Origin of the sequence: Clostridium pasteurianum DSM 525 = ATCC 6013, from assembly GCF_000807255.1 — a bacterium.
Classification (GTDB): Bacteria; Bacillota; Clostridia; order Clostridiales; family Clostridiaceae; genus Clostridium_I; species Clostridium_I pasteurianum.
The window spans coordinates 3,197,144-3,211,547 of record NZ_CP009268.1; the positions used below are offsets into that span (position 1 = coordinate 3,197,144).

Annotated in this window: 12 protein-coding genes; 3 read left to right on the plus strand and 9 right to left on the minus strand. The window is 30.3% G+C overall.

The features are described from left to right. Positions 1 to 33 precede the first annotated feature (33 nt). The 7 genes from CLPA_RS14450 to CLPA_RS14480 all read right to left on the minus strand — a co-directional run bounded on the left by CLPA_RS14450 (position 34) and on the right by CLPA_RS14480 (position 5,998). Positions 34 to 876 (minus strand): carbohydrate ABC transporter permease, encoded by an 843-nt coding sequence (locus tag CLPA_RS14450; RefSeq protein ID WP_003443376.1) that lies wholly within the window; start codon positions 874 to 876, stop codon positions 34 to 36. Then, a complete protein-coding gene (locus CLPA_RS14455; protein ID WP_236900347.1) occupies positions 873 to 1,796 on the minus strand; it encodes a carbohydrate ABC transporter permease in 924 nt (307 codons plus the stop codon). Before CLPA_RS14455 ends, CLPA_RS14450 begins: the two co-directional genes overlap by 4 nt. A 408-nt stretch (positions 1,797 to 2,204) precedes the next feature. Further along, on the minus strand, positions 2,205 to 2,741 hold the full coding sequence (locus tag CLPA_RS14460; RefSeq protein WP_003443382.1) for a glycerol-3-phosphate responsive antiterminator: 537 nt from the start codon (positions 2,739 to 2,741) through the stop codon (positions 2,205 to 2,207). A 140-nt stretch (positions 2,742 to 2,881) separates the two neighbouring features. Further along, entirely contained in the window at positions 2,882 to 3,676 is a 795-nt protein-coding gene (locus tag CLPA_RS14465) for an ABC transporter permease subunit (protein WP_003443385.1), read from the minus strand. A gap of 35 nt (positions 3,677 to 3,711) precedes the next feature. Continuing rightward, complete coding sequence (locus tag CLPA_RS14470; protein WP_003443388.1) at positions 3,712 to 4,512, minus strand: ABC transporter permease subunit; 801 nt, start codon at positions 4,510 to 4,512, stop codon at positions 3,712 to 3,714. 5 nt (positions 4,513 to 4,517) lie between these two features. After that, complete coding sequence (locus CLPA_RS14475; protein ID WP_003443391.1) at positions 4,518 to 5,399, minus strand: ABC transporter ATP-binding protein; 882 nt, start codon at positions 5,397 to 5,399, stop codon at positions 4,518 to 4,520. 35 nt (positions 5,400 to 5,434) lie between these two features. Beyond that, on the minus strand, positions 5,435 to 5,998 hold the full coding sequence (locus tag CLPA_RS14480) for a TetR/AcrR family transcriptional regulator (RefSeq protein WP_236900348.1): 564 nt from the start codon (positions 5,996 to 5,998) through the stop codon (positions 5,435 to 5,437). 170 nt (positions 5,999 to 6,168) lie between these two features. Between CLPA_RS14480 and CLPA_RS22155 the strand changes: the two genes are divergently transcribed. The 3 genes from CLPA_RS22155 (at position 6,169) to CLPA_RS14495 (ending at position 9,006) form a co-directional block, all read left to right on the plus strand. Next, positions 6,169 to 6,723: a DUF6431 domain-containing protein gene (locus CLPA_RS22155; RefSeq protein ID WP_076719224.1), complete on the plus strand. Its 555-nt coding sequence runs from the start codon at positions 6,169 to 6,171 to the stop codon at positions 6,721 to 6,723. A gap of 198 nt (positions 6,724 to 6,921) precedes the next feature. Further along, a complete protein-coding gene (locus tag CLPA_RS14490; RefSeq protein ID WP_236900340.1) occupies positions 6,922 to 8,184 on the plus strand; it encodes a DDE-type integrase/transposase/recombinase in 1,263 nt (420 codons plus the stop codon). Between the two features lie 15 nt (positions 8,185 to 8,199). Next, on the plus strand, positions 8,200 to 9,006 hold the full coding sequence (locus CLPA_RS14495) for an ExeA family protein (protein WP_039263218.1): 807 nt from the start codon (positions 8,200 to 8,202) through the stop codon (positions 9,004 to 9,006). A gap of 593 nt (positions 9,007 to 9,599) precedes the next feature. Here the strand turns inward: CLPA_RS14495 and CLPA_RS14500 are convergent. After that, entirely contained in the window at positions 9,600 to 13,094 is a 3,495-nt protein-coding gene (locus CLPA_RS14500; protein WP_003445256.1) for an SbcC/MukB-like Walker B domain-containing protein, read from the minus strand. After that, positions 13,081 to 14,304 carry an exonuclease SbcCD subunit D gene (locus CLPA_RS14505; protein WP_003445258.1) on the minus strand — a complete coding sequence of 408 codons (1,224 nt, stop codon included), beginning with the start codon at positions 14,302 to 14,304 and terminating at the stop codon, positions 13,081 to 13,083. The genes CLPA_RS14500 and CLPA_RS14505 overlap by 14 nt, the downstream gene beginning before the upstream one ends. Positions 14,305 to 14,404 lie beyond the last annotated feature (100 nt).

The window sequence follows — 14,404 nt, forward strand, 5'->3', positions numbered from 1 at the left end:
TTTAATATTCACTCCTTATAAAAATATATTTTTTTAATTAACTATTGACCCTGATGTAATTCCACTTACAAGTTTCTTTTGGAAAAATACAAATACAAATATAGTTGGTATTAATATCAATACGGTACCTGCCATAAGCGGACCATAAGAAGATGCCTCAGCAAAATTCAACATAGTGATACCTACCTGTACGGTTCTCATTTCTGGTGTATTGGTTAAGAGCAGCGGCCACAGATAAATATTCCAAAGGCCAACAAAAGAAGATATAAATAAGGATGCCAGTATAGGCTTTGACAGAGGAAGCAGAATTTTTATAAAAAAAAGAAAATTACCACATCCATCTATTTCAGAGGCCTCTTTCAGAGAATTACTTATTGTTTTAAAATACTGTCTCAGCATAAATACATAAGTTGCTGAAAGAAGATAAACTAACATAACGCCTGGATAAGTATTCACAAGTCCTAAATTTGAAATAGTAAGATAATTTGTAATAAGCATAGCGTCACCAGGTAACATCATAGTACATAATATAAATATAAACATAAATCTTTTCCCTTTGAAATTAAAAAGTGCCAATGGATACGCTGCAAGGCTTGCTATTGCAAGACGTATAATAGAACCTACAAAAGCTATTACAAAGGAATTAATTATAAATCTTGTTAGAGGACTCTGCTGGAGAGCTGTTATGTAGTTACTGATAATAAATTTATTAGGTATAAATTTAGGCGGATAACTGATAATTTCACTTTCAGGCATAAATGAAAGCATAATACAATAGATAATTGGAAAAATAATAACAAGTCCTATTAATATACAAATAACCGATAATAAATTATTCATCTTTTTTTGTGTCTTCAAACCAAAACTTTTAATCATTGATAATATACCCCTTTCTTTTCATATCTAAAACAGAATAATAAAAGTAAGAAAGTCATAAGAAACACAATAACACCAATAGTTGAAGCATAGGAATAATTTGCTGAGGTTATACCAGTCTCATATAAGTGATAGATTATAGTTTTAGTGGAACCCTTAGGCCCACCATTGGTAATAACCATTGAAGGTCCTGACATCATCATAGCACCTACAGCATTAGTACAGAGTACGAAAAATAAAGTAGGAGAAGTCATAGGAATATATATATTTTTTAATTTATATAAAAAGCTTGCACCATCTATTTCAGCAGCTTCTACCAATTCTTTTGGCACATTTCTTAAAGCAGCTAAAAATAATAAAAAGTCAAAGCCTATTCCCATCCATACAGATACGATAGTTATAGAGATCATTGCAGTATCAGGATCATTAAACCACTTTAAGTCTAATCCAAAAATATAGTTTATAAGACCCATTCTAGGATTTAACATAGTCTTAAAAATAATGGAAACTGCAGACATTGAAACTGCCATTGGAAAGGAAAACATAGTTTCGTAAACAGAAGAAAATTTACGTTTTTTATTTGCCAGAAGAGCAAGTGAATAACTTATGATAATACCTGCTGGTACTGCCATTGCTACATGATAGAGAGTATTTTTTAGTACAATGTAAAAATTTTTATCTGTTAGAATATCCTTGTAGTTACTAAACCCTATAAATTCCAGGATATTTCCATTGAAGTCCACCAATGAAAAACTGTAAAGGACAGTTCTTATAAACGGATAATATCCAAACATAATAGATAATATCACGCAGGGGACTAGATAAATATAAGGTTCTACAGATTTAGATACTTTTTTGTGTACCTTTTTACTGTTAGTCATATAAATATTCTTTGATGCTACAGGTGTCTTTTGCTTCAATTTATACAACAAAATATTACACTTCCTTTCTTTATATTAAATTAATCTTTAAACAAGTCCAATTTTAGTTCACTTAATTACTCAAAACAATATTATTAACCAAGTATTAACTTAAAAATAACTTTTATTTACCATGATTTACACATTATAACTTTACTTAATATTTTATATTCCACCGAAATTAACCATAAAATTTCTTTTAAGTATTTATATTACAGTAAATAGTTGTAAGAAGTTCCCATACTGATTTATAAGCATTAATAGTTGGTGTGTTAATTTCTCAATTTATCTTTGAATAGACATCAAAAAAACCCATTGCAATATTGAAAATAATTAAGCCCGTAACATCTCAATTATTTATAATATCGCAAAGGGTTTACTCTAAATCTCTACCCTAAATTTATTTAATTACCATAACGTTGTGCCTGCAGTAGAAACATAGTCAGCTCCACCAGCAATGGCTTGTCTCACTTCTTCTGAAGTACGTATGAGTCCTCCAGCAATGATAGGTTGTTTTATCTTACTTTTTACACGTTTTATAACACTTGGCATTAAACCTGGCATTAATTCTACTTGATCTGGCTTTGTCTTATTAATTACCTTAATAGCTGACTCTAAAGCAGTAGTGTCTATAGCAAAAACTCTAAGTGTTGCTGATAATCCTAAGGCTTTTGCTGCTGCTATATTATTAGCTTTTGTAGATATTATACCATCAATGTTAAAATTTTTAGATAAATATTTAATAGCACTGGAATCCCTTCCAACACCACTTATCATCTCCAAATGAACAAAAACTTTTTTTTCAGCTTCATGTAATTTTGTTATTAACTCTTTTAAAATACATATATCTCCTGTTACAAGGTTGACTCTTTGGATTTTACTTCTTATAACACTATCAACTTTGGATAAATCAGTCACAGATGCTATAATTGGATATTCCTTCATTGTTTTATCACACCCTATTAACTTAAGACTTTAATAAGATTATATTATTATAATGTTAATGTAGTATTATACTTTCATTAAGTTCTAGTTAATTGAAGCAAGTTCTTAATTCAGGTGGGTATTCTTTTACCCCATCTGAATCATACATTCAAATCCCTCTTCCTGTAAAAGAAATATGTTGAAAAGGAAAAAATTCCAATCAGTACAATGGATAGAAGAAATACGCCAAAGTTAAGCCCTTTACCCGCCACTAAATCTTTGTAGCTGAAATATTTAAAAGGAGAAAGTATGTTAAGCACATTCAACCTATCAGTTAAATCCGTTATTTTTGATATTATAAAGGATATTAACAGCACACTTACAGAAATTGAACCAGAAACCTTGGATTTTCTGATGAATGCCGCCAATAGCATACCAATAGACAAGAAAATAAGTTGAACAATGAACATACTCAAAATAAACATAAATATTTCACCTGAAATATCTTTTCCATTGTTATAAGCATCAACCATAACGATAGATGATAAAAGTGAAACAATATTCAGAATAAAAATATTAACTAGAGCCGCTAGGAACTTTGAAGTTATTATGGTTGTTCGTGATACTGGTTTAGTTATTAAAAATTCTGTAGTCTTATCTCGCTCCTCTTTTGCAATTATATTGGAGCCCAGTAGTACGGCATGAATAGCCGCTACAAGCTCAATGTAAAGAAACAATACTGCAAAATAGCCGCTCATAGTAGTAACATCAAAAGAACCAAATCCCAGCAGTGCTTTAAGTGAGTAAGGTAGATTATTAAAAAGTTCATTATTCTGACCACTAGAAGAATAAACCGTATATTTACCCATGCCGCTTGCAACCAGCAAAAACATGCATACACTCCATATAATCAGAGCTTTTCTATTAGCTTTTAGTTCCCTTAAGAAAATATTCATAATAGACCTCCTTTTAATCAAAATCTGAAAGCATCTTAGCTTACAGCATGGATATCCTTTTTAGTATAAATTAAATAAGTTGCAGCAACGGCTGCTATAACAATAATTGCACTAACAATTAAATAAGCTGCCTCATAGCTTGAATTTTTAATAATATAGGATAAATCAAAATATCTAAAAGGTGAGATAAATCGAATACCATCATTTTTATCATTATCTATAAGTGCCCCTATAATGAAAAATCCAAAAACTGTTCCTAAAGAAATTGGAAATACTGATTTTAATTTTGTAAAAAATACTGAAATAACCATACCAATAGCCAGGAAAATAAGTTGAATAAAAAATAGCGCAAGATTGATCATAAAAAATACCTTAATGCTGTAATGTGATGTTTTCACAATGGATGCAAGTATATAAGCTCCTGCATAATAGATCACATTGGTAGCTAAAAGCATAGTTATTGCAGCCATAAGCTTAGCAGTGACTATGGAAATACGTGAAACGGGTTTAACCAATAGAAAATCTGCAGTTCTTTCTCGCGCTTCCTTTGAAATAATAGAAACGCCAATATTCATAGCCTGAATAGCTCCACAGAGTGTTATAAATGAAAATATCATTGAATAAAAACCTAATATAGAAGTTATATTGTCAATAGAAATTCCCATAGCCGCTCTCACGGCTGCAGGATAGCTGCCAATGAGTTTCTTAAAATCTGCAGCATCCTCCACAATTCCAGGATATAAAGCAAAATAAATAATAGCAATAGCTAACATAGCACAAATCCATATAATTGTTGATTTTCTCATAGACTTAATCTCATGCAGATACATATTCATATGCTTCAGTCCTCCTTCTCGTAGTAATGCATGAAAATTTCCTCAAGATCAGGCTCTTCAATTGATATATTGCGAAGTTCTATTTCAGCAATTTTTTTCATTACTAAGTTTACATCACCCTTAAATATAAAATTAACATTATTATTTTTAACTTCAAGGCTACTCACTCCACCAATTTTAAAATATTCTTTTGGAATATCAGATTTTGCTTCGATGCTAATTCTCTTATAATTATTCTCCTTTAAAGTACTCATCTTCTCAACCTTGATAATTCTTCCGTCTTTTATAAAGGCCACACGGCTGCACATACGCTGCACTTCACTGAGAATATGTGAGGAAAAGAATACTGTAGCTCCTTTTTCACTTTCAGCCTCTATAAGTTCAAAAAACTTTTGCTGCATTAGGGGATCAAGACCACCTGTTGGCTCATCCAGTATTATAAGCTTTGGCTCATGTAGAAGTCCCTGAACTATTCCCACTTTTTTCTTATTACCAAAGGAAAGGTCCTCTATCTTCTTTTTAAGATCAAGATTCATAATTCCTGCCAGCTCATGGATTCGCTTTGTACAATCTTTTTTATAAAAACTGGCAGAATATTCAAGTAAATCTATTACCTTCATTCCATCGTAGTAAAATACTTCTGAGGGCAGATACCCTACCTCTCTTCTTATTTCTGGATGTTCTATACAGCCCTTTCCAAAAATAGTTGCACTTCCTGCTTCAGGATAAATCAACCCTAGAAGAGTTCGAATAGTAGTAGATTTTCCAGCTCCATTTGGTCCTATAAATCCAAAAATTTCTCCCTGTTCAACCTTCAGATTTACATCCACAATACCTCTAGACTTGCCATAAGTCTTAGTCAGATTTTTAATTTCGATAACACTCATTACATTACCCCCCTACAGATTTATTTAAATAAATTTCATTTATAAAAAGCATCTTTTAACATCTCTAGATATAACTCAAATTCCTTTACTATATCATCCATATTAATATGAGATTTATAATAAACTGGATCCCGTTTTAGATATTCTAACTCACGATTACTGAAACCCTGAGCAACCCAGAATATAATTTGCGAAATACGTTTTGCATCCACTCCATCTTTAAATTTTGAAGTATCAATATTACTAAACAACCTGATATAGCTGTCTTCTAAAATACTTTTCATTTGATTTTCAAGTTCCTGCTTTACTTCTTTGCTATCATCTGCTGATGAAGTCAACATAAAATCATACAATACAGGATACTTTTGAATTAGTTCCATCTCTAAAGTCACAATTTGCTTCCATCTTTTTATGATATCAGTTTCATCATAATTAACTTTGTTATAAAATTCATTTAAAAATATATCCTTAGAATATTCATAGAGAAACAGAAATAACTTTTTTTTACTGCTAAAATAATGAAAAAGCAATCCTTTAGAAATATTAGCCTTTTTAACAATCTCATTTGTGGAAGCATTTTTATATCTGTTATTAGGCATTTTACTTAAGCTAAAAAACATTCAAAAAAGTCAAATTATTATAGACTTAATTTATAGGTCAGATTAAATAATCTGACTCAAAAAGAATAAGATTATTTAATCTGACGATAATTAGTAAGGAGAAAATTTTTTAATTATGAGAAGAAATAATAATGATAAATATAGTAAAAATGCCTTACGGAATAAAAAAATACAATAAACTTTGTAAGTTTAATCAATTTCCAAGTAAATATGGATGCGAAGCATGTGGATTTGAAGGTAAGCTGTACAGACATGGATTTTATTATAGAAACTTAATTACCCTTAAAGGTGCATACAAGATAGTCATCCTGCGTTGTAAATGTCAATCCTGTGGTAAAACCTATTCTCTTATACCCAGTTTTATTATTCCTTATAGGCAATATGCTTATGAAGTTATTCTAACTTCTATTATTATGATGCTAAAACTAGGTTATTCCTTTAGTAAAATATTAACTCTTATAAAATCTCTTAATATTAACTACTCATCTCTTAATACAACAGATCTATCATTTTGGAAAAATAGGCTAGTAAGCTCATTATCGAGTATTCGTTTATTTTTTGCACAGTATAAATTCTATAATTCTAACATAAATAGCAAATTACCTATTGATATCATAAAAAAAATTATTATCTTTTGCCGTTTAAGGCACGATTTTAACTTGGATTATTTTTTACACATGCCTAAGTATTTCTTTTGTAAATGATAATTTAATAGGTACAAATTAGATCTATCTTTTTTATCAAATTAAATACTTCACACTTTTTTAATGTCTTTTTATATCAATCTTGTCCTCATTTCTCTTGTTCTATCTAAAATTTTTGTATAATTCCACACAACCTTTAACGGTTTAAATATCGATTTTAAGTCATAATTATTAATAAAAATAGGAGGTTGATAATCAATGATATTAAAAGAATTTAATCAAAAGATAGCATTATTTCGTTATTCTCTGATTGCACCCATTATAACCAATACATTTACTCAGACTTCTGTAAAAGATTATTTAGCAGAAATTGCAGCAAAGTCTTATACACTGCCTAACGGCAAGAAAAAAGAGTATTCTCCTGCAACAATCAAAGGATGGCTAGTTCAATATAGGAAATATGGTATTGATGGCTTATATCCAAAATCAAGAGCTGATAAAGGTACTTCCAGAAAAATTTCAAATGAAACCAAAGAATTTATTATAAACAGTAAATTAAATTCACCTAAAAAAACTGCCAAGTACATATATCATGAAGTTATAGCTAAAGGTTTTGAAAGTGAAACTAGTATTTCCCTGTCAACAGTAACTAGATTTATAAATAAGGCTAAGATAGGTTCTAAAAAGCTTGTACCTGATGATAGAAGAGCCTTTGAATTTGAGTTTTCCAATGAATGCTGGCAATCTGACGTATCTGTAGGTCCTTACCTTACTATAGAAGATAAAAAATTCAAGACTTATATTATAGCTTTTTTAGATGATTCCAGTAGAGTCATTGTAGGATGCAAAGCATTTTTTAAAGATGATCTTTTATCTCTTATGTCTGTATTTAAAGATGCGGTAGCATCAAAGGGAATTCCTAAAAAAGTTTTCGTTGATAATGGAAAGATATATAAAAGTGAGCAATTTCATTTGATTTGTGCAGCTCTTGGTAGTATTTTAAGTTTTGCAAGACCATATTCCCCTCAATCTAAGGGCAAAATTGAAAGATGGTTCCAAACTATGCAAAAACAATGGATGAATTCAATTAATTGGAATGATTTTAAATCTATAGACCTTTTAAATGAATCCCTGTCGGGTTATGTTAACAGTTATAACAACACTATACATTCCTCAATAAACAAAAAACCAATTGATAAGTACATGTCTAATGTTGAAAATATAAGATTTATTGATTCTAAAACTGAACTAGACTATTTATTTTTATATAAAGTACTCCGTACTGTAAAAAATGACTCCACAGTATCTATAGGTACAAAAATATTTGAAGTACCACTAAAATATGTTGGTGACAAAATAAATATACGCTATGATCCATCATCTATTGATAAAGCTTATATTTTTTCACAGGATGGTAAACTTGAAGATACTATTTTCCCTGTTAAAAAAATTGATAATTCAAAAATCAGAAGAACTAACAATACTAATTCTGTTGATTTTTCTGCCTTTGAAGCTAACTAACCGGAGGTTGATATTATGTATAAAGCTTTTTATGGCTTAACTTTTGATCCTTTTGATAAAAATCTTGACTTAAAATACAGTTTTAAATCTGAGGATTTCTCTAAAGCAATGAATAGATTAGAATTTTTAAAATCTGTTTTAGGGATTGGCGTTATTACTGGAGAGCCTGGAGTTAGTAAGTCTTTCTTGCTCCGCAATTTTGTAGATTCACTAAATCCAAATTTATATAAGTGCGTATACATTCCTATTTCCACTTTAACTGTTATGGACTTCTATAGAGCATTATGCGATGGTCTTGGAATAATTCATGCTCAGAAAAAAGTAACTATGTTTAAGCAAATACAAGAGTCTATATACACTTATAGCCACAGTAAAAATGTAATTCCAGTTATTATAATTGATGAATGTCAATTTTTAAGCAATTCCATTCTTGATGATTTAAGAATAATATTTAATTTTCATATGGACTCAAAGAATTATGCTATGTTAATTCTTTCAGGTCAACCTAATTTTTTACTTCAACTCAGCAGGCAGGTCCATGAAGCACTACGTCAACGAATCATAATGAATTATTGCTTAAAAGGGCTAACGCATGATGAATGTAAGCCCTACATAACTTCTATGCTAAAAGCCGCAGGCTGTTCAGAACCAATTTTTACTGATGATGCTTTTGAACTCATTTATTCAAGCACTAATGGAGCTATAAGACCACTAAATTCTCTAACGAGAATGTGCCTTATCTCTGGTGCTAATGAAAGACTTACTTCTATTAATTCAGATACAGTTTATAAATCTCAGAGTGAAATTGATCTTACAATTTAAAATTTTTTACACTGCTTATTCTGAGCAGTGTTTTTCTATGCCTATATTTATTGACCAATTTTAGAATTTTATACATTGTGGATATTGTGGAGAAAGGGTTATTTAATTTGATTTTTGAGACTTAATTTGCCATTAGTAAGATTATTTAAACTGATTTTTTACCACATTATTACTAATTTTAGGCTGAAATAATTTGACTTTTTAAGGATTAAATAATTTGACACGTAACATATATCCCTTTTGTGCAAATTCATCTAATGCTGCATTTATAATAGCTTCTCGTTTTTTTTGTCCAAGGCTCATAAACTTCGAAATCAAACTATCTCCTCCTCATACCAAAATCGATGACCACATCGGTCAATGAAATTATAACGCCATTGACCACATAAGTCAATATTAATATAATTAAAAAAATCAGCTTTTTATAAGATAAATTAATAGATAAAAAGTTGCCTGTAATGTATACATACGAATTGTAAGACAGCTACTTTCATTACTATTTTAAATTTAACCTGACTACCTTGGCGTAAGTCTCCCCCTTATTCAAGTGGGAGTTCAACGCCAAGTAAGCCATGCATTCCCAGTTCTAAAATCTAACTTCTCTCTATCCTGACCTTACTTCCGCCCATTCCTGCCTGTGCAGCAGTTACTATAAGCTTTACCGGCACTCTATTCTTTATAGATTCCACATGACTTATTATACCTATAGACAATCTGTCATTATGAATCCTCTCTAAAGAATCCATAACTACTTCCAAAAGATTATCGTCAAGAGTTCCAAAACCTTCATCTAAAAAGAATAACTCTAAAGGTGCTGTACCTTTAAGCTGTATTTGGGCTGATAGTGCTAGAGCCAGGGCCAGAGAAGTTACAAAAGTCTCTCCTCCAGATAGTGTAGAAGCATCTCTCTCTGCTCCTCCATTTTTATAATCTCGTATAATAAATTTACCATTGTCATCAACTTCAAGTCCATAATTACCTGAAGTTATCTCCTTCAGCCATTTACAAGCTTCAATGGACACATATTTAAGCTGATTTGCTGCAACAAATTCCACAAACTTCTTACCTTTAAACAATTTATCAAGATCATCTAAAAGGGCTAATTTGTGTTCCAGCTCCTCTCTATCCACTAAAAGCTTTTTCTTTTTTAAAAAACTTTCCTTTAGTGTAGTAACTTCCGTTTCTAATCTTATTTTATCTTCCTCTAAACTCTTTAGCGTCTTTTGAATATTATTTTTTGAATTCTGGATTTCAAGCCACTGTTCTTCAGACAATATTCTGTTATTAATTTTCTTTTTAATATTCTCTATATTTCCTGTAAGTTTAGTAACAATATTTTTATATTCTTCTACTAGAAGCTTTAATTTGTCAATTTCCTCTCTAGACATAAAATTGTCTTTGACCTTATCTATACTTTCTATCCCCTCTTCACCAAGTGCACTTTGAAGCTTATCCCTATCTTTTACACTTCTTTCCTTAAGGCTTAATAGCTTGCTTTTGGCAGAAATCATATCATTATTACATTCATTATAAAGGAGTTCTATTGCATTTTTATTTTCTTCTGATTTTTCATATTCTTCATTTATTAATTTTATGGCTTTACATATTTCTAAATGGATTTCCTCCAAATCTTCAATATTACCTGCCTTACTTTTTATAGCCTTCTTTTTTTCCTCTATATTTTTATTTTTTTCAATGAGGATAGTTCTATTTTCCTTGAATTCTTCTCTAAGTTCACTTATATCTTTATTTAAATCTTCCTTTATTAAGAGCTCATTATCCAGCCTTTTTCTTAACTCCTTTATTTCCTTTTCTAAAAGAGTCTTTTCTTTTTCTTTCCTTGAAATTTTATCTCTCTCCGATTTAAAATCTTCAATAGACGTATCCTTTTTTAGAAGTTCCAGTTGTCTGTTATTTTTATTTAATTCATCCTCTAAAGACACTAAATTATTATCTATTTTTTTTAATTGCTGCCCATTTTCAATTTCCTTTGTACTTTCTCTGCTGTATTCAACCTCTAAAATACCCTTTTCTTCAATTAAAGATTTAATTTTTTTATCCAAACTTACTTTTTTTTCATTGAATTTACTTATATGCTGTTTTAAAATATCAAACTTAGTTTTAAGTTCATCTACTGAAATACTTTTAAATCCATCTCCCAATTCTCTAATTTTTAAATTACATTCTTCTATGTTCTTATCCTCAGCTTTAATATTTGTCTGCAATTTTATTATTTCCTGCATCAATAGTGTATATTTTTTATCTCTATTGTCTAAATCCAAATTCAGTTCATCTACATTATTAATTTCTAATATTTTTATATTTTCTATAGAATGATGCTTTGACCCGCATACTGGGCAAGGCTTCCCCTCTAACAATGTGTTTCTCAAATTATGAGCTATATTTTCAGTTTCTGCTTTTTTTATGGAAGTCTTTATTTTTTTTATTTCCTCTTCCAAAAATACTCTTTCACTTTCTCTTTTATCCAGATCCTTTTTAAAAACTTCAATATTTTTAGTACCGTTATTTAACTTGGTATTATACTCTTTGTATTTATTCCATTTTTCTGTGGCAGTGTTTAATTGTGACTGAAGATTTAACAATGTATTTTCATCCCCAGGACAATTCTGTAGAAGATTATTTAAATCCTCATTACTATTATTCAGCAGATCTTTGTTGTCTTTAATTTTTTTAAGCAAATTTTTACCCTTAAGTTTAGCTTTTTCTAAACTTAACAGTACAGATTTTTTAGAGGCTGATAAATCTTCTTTCTGTTTTGACAAATTTTGAAGTGTATTTAAAATCAATATACCTTCATCAATTTTTCGCTTATGTTCTTCATGTACTATTAAAGTTTCTACTTTATTTTCTCTTTCCATAATACTGCTGTTGATATTATCAATAATTACTCTATTTTTCTCTATTTTTATATTTGTGCTCTTACCCCTTTTTTCTACATCATTTATATTTTCTTCCAGAATAATCTTTTCCCTATTTAATACATCAAGTAACCTTTTTTCCTCTATGGCATCTATAACTTTCTGCTGCCTTATAGTTAAATCTGGCAGATCTTTTTCTTTCCTTCTTTTAGCTTTTTCCAATTGAGCTTCTGCCTTTTTTTTATTTTCTTCTGTAACTTTCATCTTATTACCTAGCTGTATAAGATTATTATTTATATTGGCAATCTGCTTTAATGTATCCTCGTAACTATCTACATAGGGCTTTAACTTTAAAGCACTTTCAGCTAAAGATATCTTTTTTGAGTCCTTATTTATATCCTCTTCCCTCTCTTTAAGTTCAGCTTTTCTATGTAATTGTTCCTTTAACTCTTCCTGAAGATTCCATAATTCCTTTTCCTCATCATACTTCTTTTCACAAATCTTTAATTCTTCTTGAGCTCTATCATAATGCTCCTTTTTTTCAATCAGTGTATTTGTCTTGTCCTGAAGTATTTCATTATTTACATTTTCATATCCCTTTAATTCTCCATCTAAAAGATTCACCTTTTCTCTTTCTCTTTTAATCTTGCCATTTAACTTTATTGAAAGATTATCTCCATATTTCTGAAGATTAAATAATCTTTCCAGCATATTTCTTCTATCTTTTCCTTCAAGCTTTAAAAATTCACTGAATTTTCCCTGAGGAAGCACCACGGTTCTAGTAAAATCTTCCAATGTCAATCCAATTATCTCTTCACATTTGCCTGTTACACTTTTAGCTCCTTCTTCTAGAATTATTTTCTCATTATTTTCTATACTTATTATTTTAGCTGATCTAGTCCTTACATTTCCTGTTTTAGGATCTCTTCTAAACTCTCTATCTACTCTATATCTTTTTATTTCTACTGAGGAAATTTGAAATTCAAAACTGACGTTCAGACTGCTGCAATTGGTATTCATATAATTTGAACTCTTTCTTGCAACTTCTCCGTATAATGCTAAAGTAATGCCATCCAGTATTGTAGATTTACCACTACCTGTAGGACCAAATATTCCAAATAAACCTTTATCCGTCAATTTTTGAAAATCAATATCTTGACTGTCTATAAAGCTATTAAGCCCCTTTATCTTAAGTTTAATTGGTCTCATTTTCCTCTTCCCCTTCCCTTATAATAGATAACAATAAATCTACCACTTCCGGCTGTGGTTCAACTTTTCTTTCCTTAAAGTAGAATTCCCTAAAAATGTCTTCAAAAGATTTTTCTGAAAAACTATTTATATTCAACTCATCATTATTTCCCTCTAATATTTTAGGCATGATTTCCAAAATATCTTTTTTATTATTTTTCATCAACTTTATTTCATCTTCTCTTATATATCTGTCCGTTGTTATCTCAAGATAAACCCAGCAATTTCTATCTTTATTTTCTATACATTTCTCAATGGCTTCCTCAATGCTTTTACATTTCCAGAGCTCTATAGGTTTATATACTTTAAATTCAATCTCTTCAATATGGCAGTTTTCTCCCGCTTTTACATCTATAATAAAACATTTTTTCGTAAAATTGATTTCTTTCTTATTGTAATGTATGGGGGACCCAGCATATCTTGCTCTTCTATCCGTGCCAGGTACTATCTGAGGCTTATGTACGTGTCCTAGTGCAATATACTGAGCTTTTTCAGGAAAACAGCTTCCATCTACAATAAAACTACCTCCCAGCTGAATACTTCTCTCGGAGCCTGCTTCTTCACTTCCCATGGCAAATAGATGAGATACTGCTATATTTACAGTATCTTCTCTATAATTTTCACTTAAACTTTCAAATAAAGTTTTTACTCTGTCACTGTAAGAATCCAATTTTTCCTTTTCCTCGTCCATTGCCCCATACAATACTTCATTTAATCTCTTTTCGCTGGGGTAAGGAACTGTTAAAATTACAGCCCTTTCCCCTTTTATCCCAACTTCAATAAAGCCTTCTCCAGAATTAACAACCTTATGACTGCCATATTCTCCTGTTGGAACAACAGATTTTGGAGTACCCACCATTATAATTCCATGATCTCTTGCTAAAGGTCCTGCTGCTATAAGTCTATCAGGGTTATCATGATTACCTGATATCACCAAAGTTAATCTTTCACCCTTAGCAGATAATTTTTTTAATGTGTTATAAAACATTCTCTCTGCTCTTGCAGGGGGATTAGCATTATCATAAATATCTCCTGCAATAATTATTAAGTCGATGTCATTAGATTTTACTATTTCAACAAAGTCATTGAGAAAGGCATCCTGCTCATCCATGCGACTGCAGCCCTCTAAATTTTTACCTAGATGCCAATCCGCTGTATGTAAAATTCTCATTTGTTTCCCCTACTTCCTTTTAACCTATTTGCTTTAGTACTATTTTACCATCTTCATAATCCTTATCATAGCCTAACTATATTATTGACAATAAAAAATA

What these genes read in the sequence shown, in the direction of transcription:
- CLPA_RS14450 (WP_003443376.1), bottom strand. Translation starts at nt 876, where the DNA reads ATGATTAAAAGTTTTGGTTTGAAGACACAAAAAAAGATGAATAATTTA.
- CLPA_RS14460 (WP_003443382.1), bottom strand. Translation starts at nt 2,741, where the DNA reads ATGAAGGAATATCCAATTATAGCATCTGTGACTGATTTATCCAAAGTT.
- CLPA_RS14465 (WP_003443385.1), bottom strand. Translation starts at nt 3,676, where the DNA reads ATGAATATTTTCTTAAGGGAACTAAAAGCTAATAGAAAAGCTCTGATT.
- CLPA_RS14470 (WP_003443388.1), bottom strand. Translation starts at nt 4,512, where the DNA reads ATGAATATGTATCTGCATGAGATTAAGTCTATGAGAAAATCAACAATT.
- CLPA_RS14475 (WP_003443391.1), bottom strand. Translation starts at nt 5,399, where the DNA reads ATGAGTGTTATCGAAATTAAAAATCTGACTAAGACTTATGGCAAGTCT.
- CLPA_RS14480 (WP_236900348.1), bottom strand. Translation starts at nt 5,998, where the DNA reads ATGCCTAATAACAGATATAAAAATGCTTCCACAAATGAGATTGTTAAA.
- CLPA_RS22155 (WP_076719224.1), top strand. Translation starts at nt 6,169, where the DNA reads ATGCCTTACGGAATAAAAAAATACAATAAACTTTGTAAGTTTAATCAA.
- CLPA_RS14490 (WP_236900340.1), top strand. Translation starts at nt 6,922, where the DNA reads ATGATATTAAAAGAATTTAATCAAAAGATAGCATTATTTCGTTATTCT.
- CLPA_RS14495 (WP_039263218.1), top strand. Translation starts at nt 8,200, where the DNA reads ATGTATAAAGCTTTTTATGGCTTAACTTTTGATCCTTTTGATAAAAAT.
- CLPA_RS14500 (WP_003445256.1), bottom strand. Translation starts at nt 13,094, where the DNA reads ATGAGACCAATTAAACTTAAGATAAAGGGGCTTAATAGCTTTATAGAC.
- CLPA_RS14505 (WP_003445258.1), bottom strand. Translation starts at nt 14,304, where the DNA reads ATGAGAATTTTACATACAGCGGATTGGCATCTAGGTAAAAATTTAGAG.